Annotated in this window: 16 protein-coding genes; 1 reads left to right on the forward strand and 15 read right to left on the reverse strand. The window is 45.4% G+C overall.

Annotated features, from left to right (window positions below):
- Positions 1 to 206: 206 nt before the first annotated feature.
- A complete protein-coding gene (gene tal, locus ACLD6A_RS02070; RefSeq protein WP_410313437.1) occupies positions 207 to 1,310 on the forward strand; it encodes a transaldolase in 1,104 nt (367 codons plus the stop codon).
- Positions 1,311 to 1,798: 488 nt separating this feature from the next.
- On the opposite strand, the gene ACLD6A_RS02075 is transcribed toward tal, so the two are convergent.
- The 15 genes from ACLD6A_RS02075 to carB all read right to left on the reverse strand — a co-directional run bounded on the left by ACLD6A_RS02075 (position 1,799) and on the right by carB (position 22,368).
- Positions 1,799 to 3,628 (reverse strand): PASTA domain-containing protein, encoded by a 1,830-nt coding sequence (locus ACLD6A_RS02075; protein WP_410313438.1) that lies wholly within the window; start codon positions 3,626 to 3,628, stop codon positions 1,799 to 1,801.
- A gap of 371 nt (positions 3,629 to 3,999) precedes the next feature.
- A complete protein-coding gene (locus ACLD6A_RS02080; RefSeq protein ID WP_029600205.1) occupies positions 4,000 to 5,370 on the reverse strand; it encodes an ATP-binding protein in 1,371 nt (456 codons plus the stop codon).
- A gap of 432 nt (positions 5,371 to 5,802) precedes the next feature.
- Complete coding sequence (locus ACLD6A_RS02085; RefSeq protein WP_410313439.1) at positions 5,803 to 6,642, reverse strand: HAD hydrolase family protein; 840 nt, start codon at positions 6,640 to 6,642, stop codon at positions 5,803 to 5,805.
- A 94-nt stretch (positions 6,643 to 6,736) separates the two neighbouring features.
- On the reverse strand, positions 6,737 to 6,985 hold the full coding sequence (gene secG / locus ACLD6A_RS02090) for a preprotein translocase subunit SecG (RefSeq protein ID WP_004127207.1): 249 nt from the start codon (positions 6,983 to 6,985) through the stop codon (positions 6,737 to 6,739).
- Positions 6,986 to 7,037: 52 nt separating this feature from the next.
- Complete coding sequence (gene tpiA, locus ACLD6A_RS02095; RefSeq protein ID WP_004137410.1) at positions 7,038 to 7,835, reverse strand: triose-phosphate isomerase; 798 nt, start codon at positions 7,833 to 7,835, stop codon at positions 7,038 to 7,040.
- A 179-nt stretch (positions 7,836 to 8,014) separates the two neighbouring features.
- On the reverse strand, positions 8,015 to 9,220 hold the full coding sequence (locus ACLD6A_RS02100) for a phosphoglycerate kinase (RefSeq protein WP_308582693.1): 1,206 nt from the start codon (positions 9,218 to 9,220) through the stop codon (positions 8,015 to 8,017).
- A 585-nt stretch (positions 9,221 to 9,805) separates the two neighbouring features.
- Positions 9,806 to 10,753 carry a DNA-binding protein WhiA gene (whiA, locus tag ACLD6A_RS02105; protein ID WP_410313440.1) on the reverse strand — a complete coding sequence of 316 codons (948 nt, stop codon included), beginning with the start codon at positions 10,751 to 10,753 and terminating at the stop codon, positions 9,806 to 9,808.
- Positions 10,754 to 10,957: 204 nt separating this feature from the next.
- Positions 10,958 to 11,830, reverse strand: coding sequence for an RNase adapter RapZ (gene rapZ, locus ACLD6A_RS02110; protein ID WP_050543669.1), 873 nt, complete (start codon positions 11,828 to 11,830; stop codon positions 10,958 to 10,960).
- A gap of 134 nt (positions 11,831 to 11,964) precedes the next feature.
- Complete coding sequence (locus ACLD6A_RS02115; RefSeq protein ID WP_410313441.1) at positions 11,965 to 13,137, reverse strand: shikimate dehydrogenase family protein; 1,173 nt, start codon at positions 13,135 to 13,137, stop codon at positions 11,965 to 11,967.
- Between the two features lie 9 nt (positions 13,138 to 13,146).
- Positions 13,147 to 15,540: a primosomal protein N' gene (locus tag ACLD6A_RS02120; protein WP_410313442.1), complete on the reverse strand. Its 2,394-nt coding sequence runs from the start codon at positions 15,538 to 15,540 to the stop codon at positions 13,147 to 13,149.
- A gap of 90 nt (positions 15,541 to 15,630) precedes the next feature.
- Entirely contained in the window at positions 15,631 to 16,851 is a 1,221-nt protein-coding gene (metK, locus tag ACLD6A_RS02125) for a methionine adenosyltransferase (RefSeq protein WP_410313443.1), read from the reverse strand.
- Between the two features lie 160 nt (positions 16,852 to 17,011).
- Positions 17,012 to 17,296 carry a DNA-directed RNA polymerase subunit omega gene (gene rpoZ / locus ACLD6A_RS02130; RefSeq protein WP_004127189.1) on the reverse strand — a complete coding sequence of 95 codons (285 nt, stop codon included), beginning with the start codon at positions 17,294 to 17,296 and terminating at the stop codon, positions 17,012 to 17,014.
- A 127-nt stretch (positions 17,297 to 17,423) separates the two neighbouring features.
- The gene (gene gmk, locus ACLD6A_RS02135) at positions 17,424 to 18,041 is read right to left on the reverse strand and encodes a guanylate kinase (RefSeq protein WP_246905412.1); all 618 of its coding nucleotides are present in this window, start codon (positions 18,039 to 18,041) and stop codon (positions 17,424 to 17,426) included.
- A gap of 16 nt (positions 18,042 to 18,057) precedes the next feature.
- Positions 18,058 to 18,969 (reverse strand): orotidine-5'-phosphate decarboxylase, encoded by a 912-nt coding sequence (pyrF, locus tag ACLD6A_RS02140; RefSeq protein WP_410313444.1) that lies wholly within the window; start codon positions 18,967 to 18,969, stop codon positions 18,058 to 18,060.
- A 3-nt stretch (positions 18,970 to 18,972) separates the two neighbouring features.
- Positions 18,973 to 22,368 (reverse strand): carbamoyl-phosphate synthase large subunit, encoded by a 3,396-nt coding sequence (gene carB, locus ACLD6A_RS02145; RefSeq protein ID WP_410313445.1) that lies wholly within the window; start codon positions 22,366 to 22,368, stop codon positions 18,973 to 18,975.
- Between the last annotated feature and the right edge of the window lie 51 nt (positions 22,369 to 22,419).

Raw genomic sequence — 22,419 nt, forward strand, 5'->3', positions numbered from 1 at the left:
AAGCAAGTAAGCAAAATAAAGCTTGATGTATCAAAATAAAATTGGTATGTCACAAAACTAGAAGTGCTAACGAAACACTTCACAAGAGACAGCGACGGCGTGTTGATGCCGAGCTACCGTTGGTTCGACATCAACCGCTGTTTCTTGTAAAAACGCCAAAATACCGACGTGCCCCAATTGGTGGAGCACAGTGTTAAGGAGATAACATGACTGAAGCAACGCAGCGCACTAGCGATTCCGGCGTTTCTATTTGGTTGGACGATTTGTCCCGCACCCGCATTGAGTCCGGCTCTTTGCAGGATTTGATTGCTAACAAGAATGTTGTTGGCGTTACCACCAACCCATCCATCTTCCAGAAGGCTTTGAGCCAGGTTGGCCCATACGATGCACAGCTTAAGGAACTCGGCAAGGTCGACGTTGAAACCGCTATCCGCGAGTTGACCACCACCGATGTTCGTAACGCAACCGATATCTTCCGCGAGATCGCTGAAAAGACCGACTTCATTGACGGCCGCGTCTCCATCGAAGTTGACCCACGCTTGGCTCACGATACTGCTAACACTGAGAAGCAGGCTGAAGAGCTTTGGGCAAAGGTTGATCGTCCAAACGTTATGATCAAGATTCCAGCAACTTTGGAAGGTCTTCCAGCTATCACCGCTACCCTTGCTAAGGGCATTTCCGTGAACGTAACCTTGATCTTCTCCCTCGAGCGCTACGAGCAGGTTATCGACGCCTTCATCGAAGGTATTGCTCAGGCAGATGCTAACGGCCACGACTTGAAGCACATTGGTTCCGTAGCTTCCTTCTTCGTCTCCCGCGTTGATAGCGCTGTTGACAAGCTCCTCGAAGCTAACGGCTCCGCTGAAGCTAAGGCTCTTGAAGGCAAGGCTGCTGTTGCTAACGCTCGCTTGGCTTACGAACTCTTCGAGAAGAAGTTCGCAGCTGATCCACGCTGGGCTGCCCTCGAAGCTAAGGGCGCTAAGAAGCAGCGTCCACTTTGGGCTTCTACCGGCACCAAGAACGCAGCTTACTCCGACTGCAAGTACGTTGACGAGTTGGTTGCTGAGCATGTTGTGAACACCATGCCAGAAAAGACTTTGAACGCTCTTGCTGATCACGGCAACGGCGCTGCTTCCGTTAAGGGCACTTACGAAGAGAGCCACGCTGTTATGAACAAGCTTGCTGAGCTTGGCATCAACATCAAGGACGTTACCGACAAGCTTGAGGCCGACGGTGTTGCCGCCTTCATCAAGTCTTGGGATTCCGTGATTGCTGACGTACAGTCCGGCATCGATCGCGTAAACGCCTGATTTTGCTAATCGTCTGATAGCGAAACTGCTAATCAGCGAAACTGCTAATCAGCGAAACTGCTAAATAACGAAAACCGCACCTTGCGTATGGATTAAAACCTGCGCAGGTGCGGTTTTTGTTTTGTGTTTTTATCAATCGTAATAAAATAATCTACCCACTGTTACTTTCTCAGCTAATAAACTGAGAAAGTAACAGTAATAAGCAAAACACCGTTACTAACGCAGTCAACCAACTGAGAAAATAACGGTAATAAGCAAAACACCGTTAAAAACTCAGTAAACCAACTGAGAAAATAACGGTAATAAGCAAAACACCGTTAAAAACTCAGTCAACCAACTGAGAAAGTAACGGTGATTACTTGCCAGAAAGAGTTCGCCAGCGAGATTTGGTTAAAACGTTGCGATGGCGCACGCGAGTTTCGTAAGCGAGCGCTTAGAGCGCGAGCATCATCTCACGTTTGTGGTCACCCAAACAAACCGTCGATTCGCTACTTAAGCGAGCTCCAATCAAACGGCTGCTCAACAAGATAGTACGCATTGCTATCATCCGGCGCAGGCGCAAACGGCACAGGCTTATGCTTGCTAGTCGGCACAAACGGATTATCTGAGGTAGAATACTCGCCATCAAACGGCACAACAGTTTCTTTGTACAGCTTCGGATCCCTACGCAAAATAAACGGACGGTTAGGATCAGGCTGCGTTTTACCTTTGCCTTTAAAATATCCGCTACTTTCCAGCTCATTAAGTTTTGCATTCACCGGAATTGCAACGAAGAAATCGGTCATTCTATAGCTCATTCCGGTCCACTTCTTATGATTGTGCAAATCCATAAATAGAGACAGAACATCGCCATCGTAATTCTTCAGATGACCAGCTTCACACACTTTTTGATCTAAAATAGGCAACAAATACAAATCATCACCGCAATAAGGCACACCAAGCGACTGATAAAATTCAATAGCGCCAGTATCTCCAGCTATAAGATGATTATGCATAAGATCCTTCATATGCGGATCAAGCTTTTCTCCACTAGTAACTGACGCAGAAGAAATAACGTCTAGAATCATTTGCATTAAATTATCTGTTGACATTTCAAGCGTATTGGGAGTGTAGCTACGTAATATTCGGTCAAATGACGAACTAAAATCATCACCCGGATACCCGTTTATAGTATAGATGCGTGTTTCCTTCTGATATTCGTTAGGAGTATAAATATTTGTTGCTCCCAAATTTATGCAGTCACCGGATTTAGTGCACCAAGTTCCAAGCAAAGGCTCCATAAATCCTATAACTTGTAGTTTTGTATTGCCCTTTTTATACTCTAAAGACTTACCTTTCATATCCGTTGCAATAGCAGTTCTTGCGCCAGACGCGTCAACGCCATAGAGAAGATCAATATGACCTCCAGTAAATTGCGATCCAAGCGAAGGATAAGTTCCCATAATTTTGCCTATCATTTTTTTAGACGCAAAATGAGGCTTTAAAGTAATATCGTTAAAACCAAGAGAGTTGAGCTTTTCCTTGGCTTTATCTTTATCCATGCCGAATATATTTACAGGAATACCCTTGTTTTTGCTTGCGACGGCAAGATTGATAACGCCCTTATTACCATTTATAACGGAATAGCCTGGCATAGGCTCGGAGCCAATCACTTCCCCAGTCGGCTTATTATCGACAACAACATTGTGGACTTTTACTTCCACGCCCATCTTTTTAAGAATCTTAGTAACTGAACCAACTTTTTTGCCAACTATGCCTTCAGATGGCACGCCCGGGCCTTTGGACTGAACAATCGTAACAGGAATAAATTTAAGCACTGAATTTCCAGGATTCGTACCGTCAAGTCTTAAGAAACTTCCGCGCTTACGCTTGTTAAATTCGCCTTTAATTCTTACGCTTAAGCCCTGCTTTTCGAGCTTTTTAGTCATTTTTGTAATGCTTGTGCGCGCAAATTCAGAAGCATTCGGCAGCTTAACTTTGTTAAGCTCAAAATAAAGAAATGTGCCAAGAGCAGCAGCAATAACTATTGAAACAGCAACAACAACTGCTATTATTACCCTCGTTTTATCTACTTTGTGTACTTCGCGATTTTCGCTATTTTCGCTATTTTCGCTATTTTCGCGATTTTTGCGGTCTTCATTTTGCGGAAGATTGTGCGAAGGATCTTGCGAAGAATCGTACGGAAGCTGCGGGTATTCCGGTTGATTGACAAACTGAGGCTGCGAATCTGCAGGCTGATTATTTACTGGAGCGCCACAATTTTCGCAAAATGACCAATTATCTTCAAGAGCGCTACCACACTGTATACAAAACGCCATAACACACCTTCTTTGCCGGCACCTTCTTTATTGGCGCCTCATATGCTCTCTTTACAAAGACCAATATACTCCAACCGCCAAAAAATGATGCGAGCCACGCAACAGCGTTACTAACGCAGTCAAGTATCTGAGAAAATAACGGTAATGGGCACAACACTGTTAAAAACTCAGTCAACCAACTGAGAAAATAACAGTAATAAGCAAAACACCGTTAAAAACTCAGTCAACCAACTAAGAAAATAACAGTAATAAGCAAAACACCGTTAAAAACTCAGTAAACCAACTGAGAAAGTAACGGTAACGCTAGAAAACAAATGCCAAGGAAACTTACTGCAAATGCTCAACAGCAGCTCTCAGTCAGGTCGTCGCGATCACAGAAACTCAGCCATAACAATCGGCAAACATTCAATCGCACCAACGCACTGATAGTCTTTAGTGTAAATCAGCAGCTCGCGCGCAATACGCGAAGAAAACTTGCGCGAGAAAACATCAAGCGAAGCATGAGTTTTATAGCCAGAACTTTTCACTTCAATCGGCACAATTTTATTATTTTCCGCAATCAAAAAATCAATTTCGTAATTGCTCCTGCCACGCTTTTCCGTACTAATCGCAGCACCAACACTTGTGCCATCACCACTTGCTAAATCGCCTTCGTCAATCAGATCCTCCGCAAAAGTGTGATAATACAACTCGTGCCCATGCGCACTCAAGATTTGTGCAACCATATTCTCATAAACGTACCCAAGATTCGCTTGCAACTTACCGCTCAACAATCGCGCGTAAATATCATTGCTCGTAAACGACTTATCCTTAAAAGCCAGCGTAATAAACAATCCAGTATCCGCAAGAAAAAGCTTAAATTTAGTCAAATCCTTATATTGAGCCATTCCTGCAGAAGGGTCAGAAGTATGATTCGCAATGAGAACGGTTCCGGAATCCTTTAGCTGTGCGAGTTGCTCAAGAATATCATCCGCACCTTTCCCAGCAAGAACACTAGAAACGTGGTATCGCGACGTGTTAGACATGAGTTGTGCCGGAATAGCGTCGAAAATCGCGGAAATTTTACCAGTTGCGTCAATCTTCCTAAAATCATCCTCATAAAGTGAAAGAATATCTCGTTTCACTTGATCCACAGCACTAAAATCGTTAGTTTCAATATAACTTTCTACAGATTGCGGCATTCCGCCAACCAGCATATAAAGACGAAAATCTCTCAGAATCTTCCTGTATGCAGCCTGACCGATTGGCTTTTTAGAAGCATATAGTTTACGCAGAAGCGGAATCGTAACTTCATCACCAAGCGCTCGAGTGAACTCCTCATAATCCATTGGGTACATTTTCAACTTGTGTTCTTCGCTCGGAATAAGAATATCCTTAACATTTTTATGAATAGAAATTAGCGAACCGGTTTCTATATAGTCGTATTTGCCGTCGCTTACTAAAGCTTTTATGGCTTGACGCGCTTTGGGGCAAAGCTGTACTTCGTCGAAAACAATGCAAGATTTTCGCTCTTTTAAGCTTGTTTTGTACGCTAGTTGCAGCTGCAAGAAAATATAGTTTACGTCCGAAAGATCGTCGAAGAGTTCCTTTACTTCTTTCGATGCGGTGTAAAAGTCAACAATAATGTAGCTTTCGTATTCATTTTGGACGAATTCTTTTACGATTGTCGATTTGCCTACGCGACGCGGGCCTTCGATAAGCAGCGCTGTTTTACCGTTGGACTCACGCTTCCAGGCGAGCATTTCGGAGTAGATTTTGCGTGGGAATTTGAGGGTTGATTTGCTACGCGACTCGCTACGTGTTTCACTACGCGACTCGCTACGTGCTGCGTCTGACGATTGTCGCATGAGGTTACGCTGAGTTTTAGATGATGTATTACCTTCGTAAACCATTGCAATTCCGCCTTTCTTCCCAAAATCGACAATTTTATTTTAGCAGATTACCCCAAAATCGACAATTTTTATTACCGTAATTTACCCCAAAATCGACAATTTTATTTCGCAAATTTACCCCAAAATCAGCATTTTACTACTCTAATATGCAATAAGCACAGGTACATATGCGCTGTACCTTCAAAAGTTACTAACGCAGAAAGCATACTGCACTAGTAACGATAATAAGCACAACACCGTTATTAACGCAGAAAGCAAACTGCACCAGTAACGAAAGGTGTGTTATTCGCAATCTACTAAAAGGTTTGAATTAAGCCAGTTAGCAACGCCGTCGTTGTTGTTGGAAGAGCAAATCTCGTCTGCAATCGCAAGCAAACGCTGGTTACTATTCGCAACCGCAACACCGTATCCTCCGGCGCGAAACATATCGATATCAATAATATCGTCGCCAAAAACAACAGTACGGCTAGGCTTCACACCCAGACGATCGCAAATAACGTTCAAAGCATGACCTTTGTTTGCAAGAGGATTCGTAAGCATCCACAACACGTCTTCGCTAATATGCAATGAAAAATCGCTCGGAAGAATACGCTGAAGCTGCTCCTTCTCGCAATCTCGCGGCACAATAATGATTTTGTCTGCAATGCCGTGCGGAACGTTAGAAAAATCGGTAATAATAAAATCCTGCTCGTTCCAAAGCATACGAACATCAAAATTAGTGTAACGAACGTCGTTCATCACAATACCAAGACGGAGCGTAGGGATTTTATCAAGCAATCGCAAGCAAACATCAGCAGCAAGATTAGAGTCAAAACCAAAGCGAGTAAGAGTATCAATGCTTCGCTGCGAAGTAAGATCACTAATAGTACTATGCGCGCAATCAAAATCAATAAGAGCACCGTTTAGATACGCACAAACTTGAGCATTCAAATCGTGAACAAAATCAAAAGCACTTCCAACAGGACGAGCCGTAATAATAGCAAGCGGAATACCAGATTCGCGCAAACGCTTAGCAGCGCTAACAGTTTCTTGGCTTAAATATCTGCCTTCAAAAGTTTGTGAATCATGAAGCATAGTGCCATCAAGATCGGCAATAATGAGCGATGGAGAAAAACGAAGCATACGTACCTCAATGTTTAATGCGCGCACAATCAACACAATGCGTTTTAATAAAATAAAAGCGCGCAATCTTTCGACTACGCGCTTAAAAGAATACTTAGATAAGTGAGAACTTAGTCATTAAGTTCAAAATAACAATTACCGCAACCCAAATCAGTGCAATAATCACTGTCCAACGGTTCAAATTCTTTTCTGCAACACCAGAACTACCGGCGTTCTTCGTTAAACCGCCGCCGAACATGTCGGAAAGGCCGCCGCCCTTGCCCTTGTGCATCAAAATTAACAGTGTGAGCAAAATGCTAGTAAGCACAAGCAATACCTGCAAAACGATTTTCAGAGCGGACACAAGTAACCTCCTGTCTTAGAGTACCCGACTAATCTTAATAAGAACCGTTGACCTATAGACGCGATTGTGCTGCGGTGAGTCGCACAATATTCGACAACTCCTCTGCATCCAAAGAAGCTCCGCCAACCAAAAATCCGTCAACATCAGGCTCAGCAATAAGACTTGCAGCGTTGGAAGAAGTCACAGATCCGCCGTAAAGAATACGAACAGTATCCGCAACGTCACTTCCAAAAGTTGCGCGCAAATCTTCGCGAATAGCAGACGCCGCTTCCTGCGCCGACTGAGCAGTAGCAACCATGCCCGTGCCGATTGCCCACACAGGTTCATAAGCAATAATCAAGCGCTTAGCTTGTTTTGTGTCCAAATCGCGCGTTACGTCATGAACCTGACCAACAGCAAAATCAAGCTCAATACCCTGCTTGCGTTCCTCAAAACTTTCGCCGACGCACAAAATTGGAGTCATTCCAGCAGCAAGAACCGCACGCACCTGGTCTACAATATTCGCATCGTCTTCCGGATGATACTTTCGGCGCTCAGAATGCCCAACAATAACCATTGAGCATCCAAGACTAGCAAGCATATCTGCAGAAACATCGCCTGTAAAAGCGCCTTGAGCAGTAACGGAAACTGCTTGCGCTCCGTACAATATTGGCAGACGATCAGACTCAACAAGAACCTGCACGCTTCGTATAGAAGTAAAAGAAGGCATAAGAGCCACTTCGCAATCGCGGTAGTCGTAGTGCGCGTCACGCAAAAGCCACGCAAATTTTTGTATAAAATGCGTTGCTTCGCGGTGATTGAAGTTCATTTTCCAATTACCTGCGACTAGCGGCTTTCTTTTAACAACCATAATCACCCTTAAAAATTGAGGATTGAAGATTAATAGTATTACGCAATATTTTACGCGAATTAGTATTATGCCGACTCCGATTTACAAAAGATTCATAAAATCGAAAGCCGGCATAATTGAAAACATTTAGTTTACTTACGACTTGCGTAAAATTTATTTACGACTTGCGTAAAGCTTATTTACTCAAGCACGCTCAAGCCTGGAAGAGTCTTGCCTTCCAAGAACTCGAGGGAAGCGCCACCACCAGTGGAGATGTGTGAGAAGCCATCTTCCGCAAAGCCAAGATTACGCACTGCGGAAGCAGAATCGCCGCCGCCAACAATGGTGAAAGTACCGTTCTTAGTTGCGTCAACCAAGCCCTGAGCTACAGCACGAGTGCCAGCAGCAAACTCTGGAACTTCAAACACACCCATAGGACCGTTCCACACAACAGTCTTGGAATCGACAATCTTGTCGTGGAAAAGCTTCTGAGAATCAGGGCCAATATCCAAGCCCATCTTGTCCGCTGGAATAGCGTCAGCTGGAACAACTTCTGGAGCAACAGGAGTATCTCCTGCTGGGAAGCCAGCGTTCACAACAATATCGGTTGGAAGAACAAGCTCAACGCCGTTCTTCTTAGCGGTTTCAATGTAGCCCTTAACTTTTTCGAGCTGATCTTCCTCAAGCAAGGAAGTACCAACTTCGTGACCCAAAGCCTTGAGGAAGGTGAACACCATGCCGCCACCAATAACAAGACGATCAGCCTTAGAAAGCAAGTTTTCAATAACGCCAAGCTTGTCGGAAACCTTGGAGCCGCCGAGAACAACAGTCAAAGGACGCTCTGGATTTTCGGTTGCACGAGAAAGTGCCTTAACTTCCTTTTCAACAAGCAAGCCGGCAGCTGCTGGAAGATCTGCAGCAACATCGTAGTTAGAGCCCTGAGCGCGGTGAACAACACCGAAACCGTCGGAAACAAATACGTCACCAAGAGCCGCAATCTTCTTAGCGTAAGCTGCGCGCTCGGAAGCATCCTTGCTGGTTTCTTCTGCGTTAAAGCGCACGTTTTCAAGCAAAACAACGTCACCGTTGTTCATTGCGGCAACCTTAGCTTGTGCATCCTCACCGTAGGTGTCTGCAGCCAAAGCAACTTTCACGCCGAGAAGCTCACCTAAACGAGCTGCAACTGGAGCCAAAGAAAGCTCTGGAACAACCTGACCCTTTGGACGACCAAGGTGAGCCATCAAAATCACCTTCGCACCCTGCTCGCGCAAAGCCTTAATTGTTGGCAAAGCAGCACGAATACGACCATCATCGGTAATCGTAGTACCCTTGAGAGGAACGTTAAAATCTGCGCGAACCAAAACGCGCTTGCCGCTCAAATCTCCCAAATCTTTCAGTGTCTTCATTGGTATCCTTTCCAGATCTATTGGCTTACCATACTGGCTTAATGCGTTCAAAAAGACTTAAAATCAGCCTAAACATTAACTCAATGCCGTGTGCAATTATACCGCAAGTCTTCAACAATCCCCTATGAGCCACGCAGCTTTGCATCAATGCTTCTGAGAGCATTTATTCCTATTGATTAGCGGCACTAGCATTATTGCTGCCGCACACGCCACGCCAAGAATAATTTCCCAACCTCAAAACCACCCGCAGCTTAATTTCGCTACTCTAGTTGCACTTAGTAAACCATGCACTTTGCGTAACTTTCTGCACGAGTCTATGAGTTTTGTGTTGCGGTTTAGTGTGTTGAGAGGCTGGAAAAATTGTGTTCAGTGCTAAAAGAGGACTGAGAAGCTACATTCTTGAAGAAAGGCGAACACACTAAACTCTTTTGGCAGCCAGAGCGCCCGAAGGACGGGACGCACGCAAACACAAATTTTCTAGTCTCGTCAAAGCAAAAGAACAAGAACGTCAGTCAAAACTCATAGACGTAACTCAAGAACATCACAAGCAAAACAGTTACGCACACAGACCAAGCAAAATCAAAATTAAAGCTGCTGCATGCGCAACTTCTCAACCTTCGCCGAAAGCTGCAAAAGTCTACGAATTCGTCCTGCAATAGCATCCTTCGTAATTGGAGGATCAGCCAAATGACCAAGCTCTTCCAAGCTTGCGTCACTGTGCTCCAAGCGAAGCTTTCCAGCCATCAGCAAATTATCTGGAATATCGTCGCCCAAAATGTCGAATGCGTGACGAACTTTTTCGCAAGCTTCGGCAGCAGCTTTTGCGCTACGTCGCATATTTGCATCGTCAAAGTTTGCAAGACGATTAGCTTTTCCGCGGGCTTCACCGTCTGAGCGCTTGCCTGTCCATTCGCGAGCAGAGCGAGGAGCTCCGATTAAGTTCAGCATGCGTTCGATTGCGTCGGAATCGCGCAAGGTTACACGCTCGGAACTGCGCACTTGGCGAGCTTTAGCTGTAATACCTAAGCGAGCTGCCATAGTTTGCAAAGCGTTTGCAGCTTCGTGAGTTGGGCACACGACTTCCAAGTAGCTTGCTTTGCCAGGATCGGAAATTGCGCCATGAGCTAGGAATGCACCACGCCATGCTGCCTTAATTTGAGCGATACTTCCGCCGATAATTTCTGGGGCAAGGCCTGCAACAATGCGCATGCGACGGTCAAGTAAACCAGATTGTAGTGCTAATGCTGCAGCACCGTGATCAACAACTACGTCGTAACGAAGAACAGTACCAGTTGGAGTCTGACGCGAAACCTGCGAAATGGTCGCCTCGCGCTGGAAGTGCGTCTTTAAGACCTCTACAAGCCACTGTGCGGAACGCTGAGAGTCAAACTGAGCGCGAATCACAGCTTGGTTATTTACTGGCCTTAAACCGCCAGCAAAGCGCATCATAGCTGCCGCTTGAGCCATAATGACCGTCGGGAGCTCATTGTTGTTGGAAACGAGTTCATTTTTGACGTCGTCAAGAAGAGCCAAGGGACAACCTCCTACTTTTGTTCTTCTTAAAATATGCGTGCTGTTGGATACTCGCATGATGCGTTTGAACACGACATGCCCGGCTTTCTGTGATACAGAATACGTTGGACATTTTAGCGTTATTTGCACACGTTTGCATATACTTTTAGCACAAAATTTTTGCGTTTACTAAATTACTTGTTTTATTACTTACTTTATTACCTACTACCTGCGCTGCAATTCGCGTGCAGATACCGTAACCTGCAAACCGTGCAATCGCAAGCGTCTTGCAAGCTCAATGCTTGTAGCAACTGAGCGATGCTGCCCGCCTGTGCAGCCTACTGCAATCGTAACGTAATGCTTATCTTCTTTAGCAAAACCGTCGATAGCGGTAAGCAGCGCCTTTTCGTAAGAGTCCAAAAAAGCGACTGCTGCAGGATTAGAAAGCACGTAATCGCTTACAGCTTTGTCTTTTCCAGTTAAATCACGAAGAGCCGGAACCCAGAATGGGTTAGGCAAAAATCGCATATCAACCACAAAATCAGCGTCCATTGGCATGCCGTACTTAAAGCCAAAGCTGAAAATGTGCACGGCCACAGTGGAAGAGCCTTTGCCAAGTAGACCTTCGTAAAGCTTGGTTGAAAGTTGATGAATACTAAGAGTTGAAGTATCGATAATAATATCCGCGCAATCTTTCAAATGGCTGAGCAACTCTCGCTCTTCTAAAATGCCGTCAATAAGTCTTCCGCCGCGCTGCAAAGGATGAGGCCTTCTAACGGACTCGTAGCGTTTAATAAGCACGGAGTCTGAAGCGTCTAAGAACAAGATTCGCGTTTTTACGCCAAGCTCGTCAATATGCGCAAGAACCGCAAACAGGTCGTCGAAATATCCTCTAGAGCGCACGTCAATAACAGCAGCAAGCTTATGCACTTTTGATCCGGATGACGTCATCATATCTACCAGAGGTATGAGCAGTTTTGGAGGGAGATTATCAATAACGTACCAACCCATGTCTTCCAACGCGTTAGCCGCGTGCGAGCGCCCAGCTCCGCTCATGCCGGTGATTAGCATAACTTCAAAACCGTCTGCTAATTGCATGTTGATTGCGCCGTGAGCATTTGCGTCTAATTCTTGATTCGCGCTATTTTGCGAGCTATTTTGCGCACAATCTTGCGAGATATTTTGCGCGCTATTTTGCATATCGCTTTTCGCATCAGCTTGATTTTCGGCGCTCATAATGCCTCCTGTAATGCTTTTCGCATGCAATCAATTAAATCTTTAGGATCTTTAGAATTATCGTAATCTTCGGTCTTGTCAGAATCATTATTAGAAATATTTTCCGCGATTACTTCAGATTTTACTTCAGCTTTTACTTCAGCTTCTTCTTTAGAATTTCTGTACTCAAACGTCATAAGCTTTACTTGCTCTAAAGCTTGATACAAAAGCATTTCTTCGCCGCCAATCCCCAATCCGTATTGCCTCCACGCGCTAAGAAGCATGCTTGGGCGAGGATCGTACACTACGTCAAGCAGTGTTCCTAGGCTTTTTACGCGCCTATTTTTGCAGTATGCTTTTAGTGCTATTGCCAAGCCGTCTGCAACGTGCGCAGGAACGGTGCTTATTACAATATCTGCTTCTGCAATTGCGCGAATTGCGTCTAAGGAACTTAAAGATTGCAAAATGAGAGATTCGTCACATTTTAATATTTCTTCGCTAATTTTTGGAAACTCAATCCCTATAACCGATTCGTAATTTGCGTCGGTTTCATTGCTTTTCTTTTCACTACTTTCATTTTCGCTACTTTCTAAGCACGGCTCTATGCTTCTGCTATTTGGAGAATCAGCGCAATACGCGCGCAGAAGATTATTAAAACGCTCTACACCTTTTACGCTACCGTCATTTTCAGTTCTAGCAACAACTTTTACCTGCTCAAGTTTTGAGGCTTGCGCGATTTCTATAAGTGCCGCCATTGCTGAAGATGCCGTGTTGCCGCTGCCAATAATAACAGCCTTTTTCACGCCGCTTATTCTCTCATGCAACGCTACAATAAAAGCCATAATTATGCCGCTCACGTCCGTATTGCACAGTTCAATTTGTGAAGGCGAGGCGGTTGCTGGATTGCTGGTAAAAATCGCCGTGTTTGCTACGTTAAGCACTTTAGACCAGTAGTCGCAAGGAGTGCCGAGTTTCATTACGGTTTTTTTAAGCGGCATTGTAAGGCTTAAGCCTTTCCAAGAATCGTCAAGATTAGATATAAAATCAGCTAGCTCAGCTTCGCTTACCTTTTCTTTGCTGTATTGCCAATTTGTAAGTCCTAAAGCTTTATAAGCAGCGTTGTGCAATACGGGAGATAGCGAGTGCGAAATAGGATCTCCTAAAACTGCGCAATGATATATTTTTGGCATAATCACCTCTCAGTACGCTAATAAATCTTTGGGATCAACACAAAAACGCAACTCCCCTGCAGCACGCTTTGCCACGTGATTCGCCACTTCCTTGTGTAATCGGTTCACTAATTCTTGTCTTAAATAAAGCGGAACTCTTACTACAGCTTTTACACGGTCGTAAATATCGTCAAAATGCTGGTATCTGTCTGTAACAGGAGGATGCATTGGAACAATGCCTAATAATGGAGAAATCGTTGAAAAATCAGCATCTTGACTAATTTCGCACCCAAGATTTTCCTTCATTGCCCCAATATTTTCAAGCGCGCGCATAACAGCATCGCGCTCTCCCCACACGCATGCTGCAGTCACAAATGGCGGCAAAATAGCCTGTTTGCGCTCCGAAAGCTCGTTTAGCGAAAGTTGCGTTGTGTCCCACAAAGTAAGCGCTCTAGCCAAAATTGGGTACGTTTCGCCAATCAAAAGCACGCTTCCACCGCGAGTTCTAGGAGCGCACAAGCTTGCAGCTTTCATCCAAGCGGTAAGTGTGTCAATTCTGGAATCGAGCCCCGAGGCATACAAGCTCACCCATGTGTCTAGTATTGCCACAACGCCATACGAGCCGCTTTGCATGCCGTTTTGAGATTGAACGCGCGGCTCTGCGCCGGAAGTTGCCACAACAATTACAGGCTTTTTATCTATGCTATGAATAATTCCGTTCGGCTGATGCGGCGAAGAAAGCAAAATAGGCACGTTTCTAAACAGTTTTGACACTTCTTGCGCAATACCTGCAGCACCTACGCGTATAGCACGCAAATTAGTGCTTCCGCAATTAGCACAAGACCAATTGACTGCGCTTGCACCACACCATAAGCATCGAAGCGATTTAATACCATCGCTAATATCCAAAGGACCAGTGCAACGCCTACAACGCGCCTGATGAAGGCAAGAAGAGCACATTGCAGACTGAGTAGCACCATCTTGAGCAATAGAAAGCAGCACAGGATTTCCGTCTGCAAGAGCCTCGTTTATTGCTCTTACAGCGGTATGCGGTATTCTAGCTCCAATGCTTGGGTCAGCAAGTTTTGACAAAGTTTCTCGATTAAGCCAGCGAACCCACGGAACTATTTTTTCGCGCAATTCTTTGCGCACTGTTACAGGAACGCTACTTCCACTTACTTTTTTTGCAACTTGCGTATTGGAAGAATACGAATCTACTTCGCTTTGACTTAACGCGCTTCTGGAATACGACATTGCCACAAAAACGCCACCGTGCTTTTTTGCGCGAAGTCGCATAACTCCACGAGCTTGAGCGTAAGGCATCATTCCGTCCGCATACTGGTATGCGGTATCTTCAACAATAGCGAATAAAGCATCCCCCTCAACCGGAGCATACATTGCAGCGCGCGTTCCAAGCACGCAAGGAACTATTCCGGAAGCTACAGCACGCCAAGCTCTATAACGGTCAGCCGGAGCATCCGCCGCGCAAAGACGCGCAACATCTCCATCAAAGCCGCCGGCAGAAAAACCACGGTGATTTTCACTAACACGCTTATAAGGTTTTAATCCGTAAGCCATAAGCGCGCGCATAACGTCATTTACTTCCCTAAGCGTTGGCAAAACGGCAACAGCTTGCTTTCCTTGACTTACAGCCGTTACAATCATCCAAGCTAAATCTTGAGCCATTCTTAAAGAGCCGGCAGGTGCGTCAACTACAAAAGATTTAGCATCAGATTTAGCGTTAGTTTTAGCATTATTATTCTCGATTTTTTCGCAGTCAAAATCCGCGTTACTAGCTTTTTTAACTAAAGCATCATGCAAAATATCCGCATTTTCGTAAGATTCAATCATTCTAGCGAAAGTAGCGATGGAAGAATCAGCTTCATCCGCTTCATTAGCTTCATTAGATTTATAGGCTTTATTATTGCTTTCCAAACGCTTTTTAAGATTTATGCACCAATCTTTTCTGCGATGCAAACGTATGCTATCAAAAACTTCCTCATGCTCAACTCTTGCAACTCTTTGAGGCACAGCAAGGCGAAGAATATTCGCGCTAGTTCCACCATAAGCTTTTGCAATAGCGTCAATATCTTCGCGCAAAGACTTAGAAATCAGCACATCTGAAGGAAACACACGCTCTAAAAATCGCAAAGCAGAAGAAGGAGTATCGCTATTAGAAGAACGAGACCAAATAACGCCTGTAAGCCTTTGCGCACCAAAACGTACGCGCACGAAAGCTCCCGGTTGAGCAGCATCATCTTGATCCTTGGATACTAAATAGTCAAAAGTACGACCTAAATGTGAAGCTTGAACATCTAACATTACGTGAGCAATAGCACAATCGTCTGCAGGAACGCGCGAAACAGCATTACGCTTGCGTTTAGTTTTACGCGCGAATCCGTCTAACGAAGGTTGCTCTGCCATTTTAGCTTCTACTTTTAGCTCGTACTTTTAGCTTTTTAGATTCTAAATTAGATTCTAATTAAGATTCTAAATTAAATTCTACTTAAGATTCTACTTAAGATTTAATGCGGCTAGAAGCTGATCAGTTCTATTCGTTTCTTCCCAAGGGAACTTAACATCTGTGCGACCAAAGTGGCCATAAGCCGCGGTTTTAGCGTAAATTGGGCGAAGCAAATTAAGCTCGTCAATAATTGCAGCCGGGCGCAAATCGAATACTTCACGAACAGCGCGAGCAATATCAGCACGCGTAATACCGTCAGCTTCAGTACCAAAAGTCTCAACGTTTACGCTTACAGGATCAGCAATACCAATAGCGTAAGCAACCTGCACTTCTGCCCTATGGGCAAGACCAGCTGCAACAATATTCTTAGCAACCCAACGCGCTGCATAAGCTGCGGAACGATCAACTTTACTTGGATCTTTTCCAGAAAATGCTCCGCCGCCATGATGAGCCGCACCGCCGTAAGTGTCAACAATAATTTTTCGACCAGTCAAACCAGAATCTGCAGCAGGACCGCCCAAAACAAAAGAGCCAGTAGGGTTCACAAGCATACGGTATGAATCGTGCGCAACTTTTTGAGCAAGAACTTCGTCCAACACAGGCTTAACAACATGCTCAACAAGCTGTAACTTAAGCCAATCGCTGGAAACTTCAGAATCGTGCTGCGTGGAAATTAAAACAGTATCCAAACGCTTAGGCGTGCCTTTGGAATCGTACTCAATAGTAACCTGAGTTTTCCCATCTGGACGCAAATGCGGCACAATACCGTCTTTGCGAACTTTAGAAAGCCTTTGCGCTAAACGGTGAGCAAGATAAATTGGAAGCGGCATTAAAGTGTCAGTTTCGTCACTTGCGTAGCCAAACATAACACCTTGATCTCCAGCACCTTGAGCAGCATAACGCTCCTCGCGAGAAGCAGCACTTTCGCTATTTGCATCCAAACGAGTAACGCCTTGATTGATTTCATCACTCTGCTCAGTTAAAGAAACCATCACTCCGCAAGAATCAGCGTCAAGACCAATAGTGGAACTCGTATACCCAACATTACGAACCACAGAGCGCAAAATTCCTGGAATATCGCTATAAACTTCTCCTCTAACTTCACCAAACACCACAAATTGGCCTACAGAAGCGCAAACTTCTACGGCAACGTGAGCGTGAGGATCTTGACGAAGCATATCGTCCAAAATAGCGTCAGCAATCTGATCGCACAACTTATCCGGATGACCTTCAGTAACAGATTCTGCAGAAATTAACTTAAGTTCTTCCACAATCCCCTCCAATACAAATACTCGTAAAGTGAAAAACGCAGCCGCACATCCGAGTTTCAAGCACAGATGATACGACTGCGATTATGCGCATAAAAAGACGCTAAAGCAATAAGTATAAGCTTTATCAATCAATCAATCACTTAATCGATTAATAAATAAATTAATTGCCTTCGCTTAAATCGTCTTCACCAAGCGTCTCTTCAAGCAAGCCTCTATTAATCTCACGGAAAGCAATAGACAAAGGTTTTTCTTGATTTTGATACTCAACTAATGGACCAACATTTTGAAGCAAACCTTCATTAAGCTGCGTGAAATAAGAATTAATTTGACGTGCTCGTTTTGCAGCAAATAAGGCAAGCGCATACTTGGAATCCGCATGTTGCATAAGATCATCAATTGGTGGATTCGCAAGACCCGTAGGTGTTGGCTGAGTGCCTAATGCCATAATATTCTCCAAATTCTATGGTGCCACAATAGTTCCAAAACGCCTATTATAGGCTATAGATTGGATATTGCGCTAAGTTCTATTTATAACTTATTTATGAACTATTTATAAGTTGTTTATAAACTATTTACAGCTCGTATTCGCGAGCAATAACGTTCCAAAGTTCATCCGCCGCGCGCTCAGCATTGTCGTTCACAATAACAACATCAAACTCGCTGGCTGCAGCAATCTCAACCTTTGCGGTTTCCAAACGTTTTGCCTGCTGCTCAGGAGTTTCAGTGCCTCTGCCAATAAGACGACGCTTAAGCTCTTCAAAACTTGGAGGCGCAATAAACACGTACACAACTTCCAAACCAAGCCTAGAAGCCTCTTGCTTTACTCGCCTAGCGCCTTGCAAATCAATTTCCAGCAAAGTTGGAATATCCTGCTCAAGATGTTCCAAAACAGGCTGCAGCAAAGTGCCGTAATGTGCCATTCCGTGAACAAGAGCAGTTTCTAAAAATTCGCCATTGCGTTTACGACGCTCAAACTCTTCCTCATCCAAGAACCAGTATTGGATTCCGTTAAACTCACCAGGTCTAGGCGCGCGCGTAGTTGCAGAAACAGACAACCAAATATGAGGATGCTTCTCGCGAAGTATGCCTTCTACCGTACCTTTACCGGCTGCAGTAGGACCAGTTAATACGATTAGGCGACGCTTAGTCTGTAAAGACTCAGAAGCAGCCGAATCATCTTTGGTAGACATTTCCCTCACCTCTCAATTACGCACGTTCGTCTGAATCAATAAGAGCCTGACGAATATCCCACGCTATTCGCTCTGTTGCGGCAGACAGTTCGCCAATACTTGGCCCATGAGACGCAATAGAGCGAGAAACAGTTACCAACACATTACCATGCGTACCGGCAAAAACACGCTTTAAGTCGTTAGCTTCAGCACCCTGCCAACCGTAGCCTGGGGAAAGAATTGGGCCGGTAAAACTTGCAACGTCAATTCCGCCGCCGTTCATCCAGTCGCCAATAGTAGCGCCAACAATCAAGCCAACCGAACCCATGCCCTTTGTATTGTTGTTAAAAGTTTGAGCAGTTTGAGCAATTCCGTGAGCTACTGTAGTTCCGCGGTAAGTTCCACTTTGGCGGATTGCAGTTTGCAAGCTTGCGCCTTCGCGGTTAGAAGTTAGCGACGCAATAAAAACGCCGCGACCGTTATTAAGCGCTTCGTTAATTAAGCCGCCCATAGATCTAGCGCCGTAATACGGAAGAAGCGTAATAGCGTCGGCAAGAAGAGGCGCGTCCGGCTTAAAATATGCGTCCGCAAGAGCAGAAATCGTAGTAGACAATCCGCCATGGCCGCTGTCAACAATCGTAATAACGTCCATTTGACGAGCCGCGTAAAGAACGCGTTCAAGCGCTGCGAAACCTTTAGAACCGTAGCGCTCAAACATGCTGGACTGGAATTTTACTGCCGCTGCCCTGCCGTTCATGGCTTGAAGCATGCGCATTGAAAACAGTTCAGCGCCGAGAGCATCCATGTTGTATCCCCAATTAAGCAACATTTTGCGATGAGGATCAATACCAACGCATAGAGGACCATACTTGGCCATAGCATTCTTCAAACGCAAGCCAAAATCGGATCGCTGCGCTTGTAATTCTTGATCACGTATGCTCTCGGTCATGTATTAAGCCCGACTTTCTTCGTTTTCTGCCTTTTCGATTGCAAACAGTTGCTTTGCATGCTCTTGTATGCTCATCACCTGATAATCGTTGTTCTTAACGGCCTCAATAGCCATCAATACTGGCGCAAATTCGGTAATAGTTGTGAATTGCGGAAGGTCTGCTGCAACAGCTGCTGCGCGAATAGCGTAACCGTCTGTGCGAGACCCTCTTGAATTCGGTGTATTAAGCACCATATCAATCTTACCATTCTCAATAAGCTCCACAACATTCTTGCCGATTCTTTCGTGAGCTTCCTGACCATTTGTTACATCTTTCGCCGTGTCGCCGCGACTAGAAAGCTTGTCTACAATCACAGAATCAATGCCGTAGCGTCGAAGCACAGAAGCTGTACCTTCAGTAGCCCAAATAGTAAAACCAAGTTCTACTAAGCGCACTGCAAGAAGCGGAAGCTGACGCTTATCTGCATCGCTTACAGATACAAACACGTTGCCACTGGTTGGCAAACCGCCCTTGTATGCTGCAAGCTGACTCTTAGCAAAAGCGTGCGGGAAGTCACGGTCGAAGCCCATAACTTCGCCGGTTGAACGCATCTCTGGGCCGAGCAAAATATCAACCGTGCGTCCAACAGGAGTGCGGAAACGCTTGAAAGGCAGCACAGAAGCTTTAATAGCAACCTGCTGGCCTGGGTGAATGTCACCACCGTCTCCCTTTGGAAGAAGAAGTCCGCGCTTACGCTGCTGGGCGATTGTTTCGCCAGCCATAATTCGAGCAGCAGCTTTAGCAAGAGCAACGCCCGTAGCTTTAGAAGCAAACGGAACTGTGCGAGACGCTCGAGGATTTGCCTCAATTACGTACAAAGTATTTGCCATAAAAGCGTACTGAACGTTAATAAGACCGCGAACAGAGCAGCCGCGAGCAATCGAAAGCGTACCCTCACGAAGACGACGAATTTGATCGTCCGAAAGCGTGCTTGGAGGAAGCGTGCAAGCTGCGTCGCCAGAGTGTACGCCAGCTTCCTCAACATGCTCCATAATGCCGCCAATATAAAGCTCGTTGCCGTCGTAAAGCGCGTCAACGTCGATTTCAATAGCGTCCTGGAGGAACTTATCAATCAAAAGCGGCGAAGGCAAGCGACCAGAAACAACAGTGTCTGCACGAGCCTCATCCAAAGCGCGCTCAACATATTTTGCAAGCTGAGCATCATCGTACACGATTTCCATTCCGCGTCCGCCAAGCACGTAGCTTGGGCGCACAAGAACCGGGTAGCCGATTGCGTGAGCTGCATCTTTTGCTTCCTCAAGGCTCAAAGCTGTGCCGTAGCGAGGAGCGTTCATGCCTTCTTGGCGAAGAACCTCGCCGAAAAGCTCACGGTTTTCCGCCAAATCAATAGCTTCAGGAGTTGTTCCCAAAATTGGAACTCCTGCAGCTTTAAGACGAGCAGCAAGCGAAAGTGGAGTTTGGCCACCAAGCTGCACAATCACGCCCTTAACAGGACCAAGCTTCTTTTCTGCCTCGTAAATTTCAAGCACGTCTTCGAAAGTAAGAGGCTCAAAGTAAAGGCGGTCAGACATGTCGTAATCTGTAGAAACTGTTTCAGGATTGCAATTAACCATAATGGTGTCGTAATCCTTGCCCAATTCCTGAACAGCGTGAACGCAAGTGTAATCAAACTCAATACCCTGGCCGATTCGGTTCGGACCAGAGCCAAGAATAATCACAGCTTCGCGATCGCGCTTCTTCAACTCGCTTTCATCAGCGTAGCAAGAATAGTAGTACGGAGTTGCTGCGTCGAACTCGGCTGCGCAAGTGTCAACAGTCTTGTAAACAGGACGCAAGCCGTAAGCCCAACGAAGCTCACGAACCATGTTTTCGCCTTCGTCGCCAAGATTACGCAAATGCGCAATTTGAACGTCTGAAAGGCCTGCAAGCTTAGCGCGCTTCAAAACTTTAGGAGTTAAAGTTTCAGCTTCACGAACCGCGAGCGCAGTTTCGTTAATTTGAGCCAGCTGCTCAACAAACCAAGGGTCGATTTTTGTTGCTGCAAAAATCTGCTCCGGCGTAGCACCACCCCAAAGCGCGCGCTGAATTTGCAAGTAGCGGTGCTCTGTTGGAGTGTGCATTTCTTCAAGAAGCTTGACTACTTCTTCCTTACTTGGACGCTCACCATCCCAGCTAAAGCACGCGTGACGCTTGTCGATTGAGCGCATTGCTTTTCCAAGGGATTCCTGGAAGTTTCCAGCCAAAGCCATTGCTTCACCAACAGACTTCATGGAAGTTGTAAGAGTGGTGTCTGCTCCTGGGAACTTTTCGAAAGCAAAGCGCGGAATCTTCGTTACAACATAGTCGATTGTTGGCTCGAAGCTTGCAGGAGTTGAACGCGTAATATCGTTTTGAATTTCGTCCAAAGTGTAGCCGAGAGCAAGTTTCGTTGCGATTTTTGCGATTGGGAAGCCGGTTGCTTTAGATGCGAGCGCGGAAGAGCGAGATACGCGCGGATTCATTTCAATTACGATAATGCGACCGGTTTGAGGGTTGATTGCGAACTGAATATTGCAGCCGCCGGTGTCAACGCCTACGCCTCGAATAATAGCGATACCAATATCGCGCATCTTCTGGTATTCGCGGTCTGTAAGCGTAAAGCATGGAGCAACGGTAATTGAGTCGCCAGTGTGCACGCCTACAGGATCAACGTTTTCGATTGGGCAAACAACTACGACGTTATCTTTTGCGTCGCGCATAAGCTCAAGCTCAAACTCTTTCCAGCCTTCAATGCCTTCTTCAATAAGCACTTCGTCTGTTGGAGAATAGTGAATGCCGGCTCCTGCAATGCGGTGAAGCTCTTCCTCATTATGAGCAATACCAGAGCCGAGTCCGCCCATTGTAAAGCTTGGGCGTACTACTACCGGGTATCCTAAAGTTTCAACAATTTTGTCTACTTCTTCGATTGAGTGAGCAATAAAGGATTTTGCGCTTTCCGCTCCAGCTTTTTCAACGACTTTTTTGAAAAGCTCACGGTCTTCGCCGCGGTCGATTGCTTCCAAAGAAGCACCAATAAGCTCAACATTATATTTTTCGAGGATTCCTGCACGACCCAAATCCATTGCAGCATTAAGCGCAGTTTGACCACCAAGCGTTGGAAGAAGCGCATCCGGACGCTCCTTTGCAATAATTCGCTCCAAAATCGAAGTGTCAATTGGCTCAATATAAGTTGCGTCAGCAAGCTCCGGGTCCGTCATAATCGTAGCCGGGTTTGAATTAACCAAAATTACGCGAATACCTTCTTCGCGAAGAACTCGGCAAGCCTGCGTTCCCGAATAATCAAATTCTGCAGCCTGACCAATAACAATCGGGCCGGAACCAATTACCATAACCGACTTAATATCAGTACGTTTTGGCATAGTAAACTTCTCTTTCCGTAAATATTAAAATCTTACTTGCTTTTTCGAGTA

Origin of the sequence: Gardnerella sp. Marseille-Q9691 (assembly GCF_046507715.1) — a bacterium.
In the GTDB taxonomy this organism is placed as follows: domain Bacteria; phylum Actinomycetota; class Actinomycetes; order Actinomycetales; family Bifidobacteriaceae; genus Bifidobacterium; species Bifidobacterium greenwoodii.

Excerpts from the sequence above, each read along its gene's own strand:
- rapZ (WP_050543669.1), bottom strand. The coding sequence starts at position 11,830 with ATGCAATTAGCAGACGGTTTTGAAGTTATGCTAATCACCGGCATGAGC.
- pyrF (WP_410313444.1), bottom strand. The coding sequence starts at position 18,969 with ATGACCGAGAGCATACGTGATCAAGAATTACAAGCGCAGCGATCCGAT.
- ACLD6A_RS02080 (WP_029600205.1), bottom strand. The coding sequence starts at position 5,370 with ATGCTCGCCTGGAAGCGTGAGTCCAACGGTAAAACAGCGCTGCTTATC.
- ACLD6A_RS02075 (WP_410313438.1), bottom strand. The coding sequence starts at position 3,628 with ATGGCGTTTTGTATACAGTGTGGTAGCGCTCTTGAAGATAATTGGTCA.
- gmk (WP_246905412.1), bottom strand. The coding sequence starts at position 18,041 with ATGTCTACCAAAGATGATTCGGCTGCTTCTGAGTCTTTACAGACTAAG.
- tpiA (WP_004137410.1), bottom strand. The coding sequence starts at position 7,835 with ATGGTTGTTAAAAGAAAGCCGCTAGTCGCAGGTAATTGGAAAATGAAC.
- ACLD6A_RS02120 (WP_410313442.1), bottom strand. The coding sequence starts at position 15,540 with ATGGCAGAGCAACCTTCGTTAGACGGATTCGCGCGTAAAACTAAACGC.
- carB (WP_410313445.1), bottom strand. The coding sequence starts at position 22,368 with ATGCCAAAACGTACTGATATTAAGTCGGTTATGGTAATTGGTTCCGGC.
- ACLD6A_RS02085 (WP_410313439.1), bottom strand. The coding sequence starts at position 6,642 with ATGCTTCGTTTTTCTCCATCGCTCATTATTGCCGATCTTGATGGCACT.
- tal (WP_410313437.1), top strand. The coding sequence starts at position 207 with ATGACTGAAGCAACGCAGCGCACTAGCGATTCCGGCGTTTCTATTTGG.
- rpoZ (WP_004127189.1), bottom strand. The coding sequence starts at position 17,296 with ATGGCATTAGGCACTCAGCCAACACCTACGGGTCTTGCGAATCCACCA.
- ACLD6A_RS02115 (WP_410313441.1), bottom strand. The coding sequence starts at position 13,137 with ATGCCAAAAATATATCATTGCGCAGTTTTAGGAGATCCTATTTCGCAC.
- ACLD6A_RS02100 (WP_308582693.1), bottom strand. The coding sequence starts at position 9,220 with ATGAAGACACTGAAAGATTTGGGAGATTTGAGCGGCAAGCGCGTTTTG.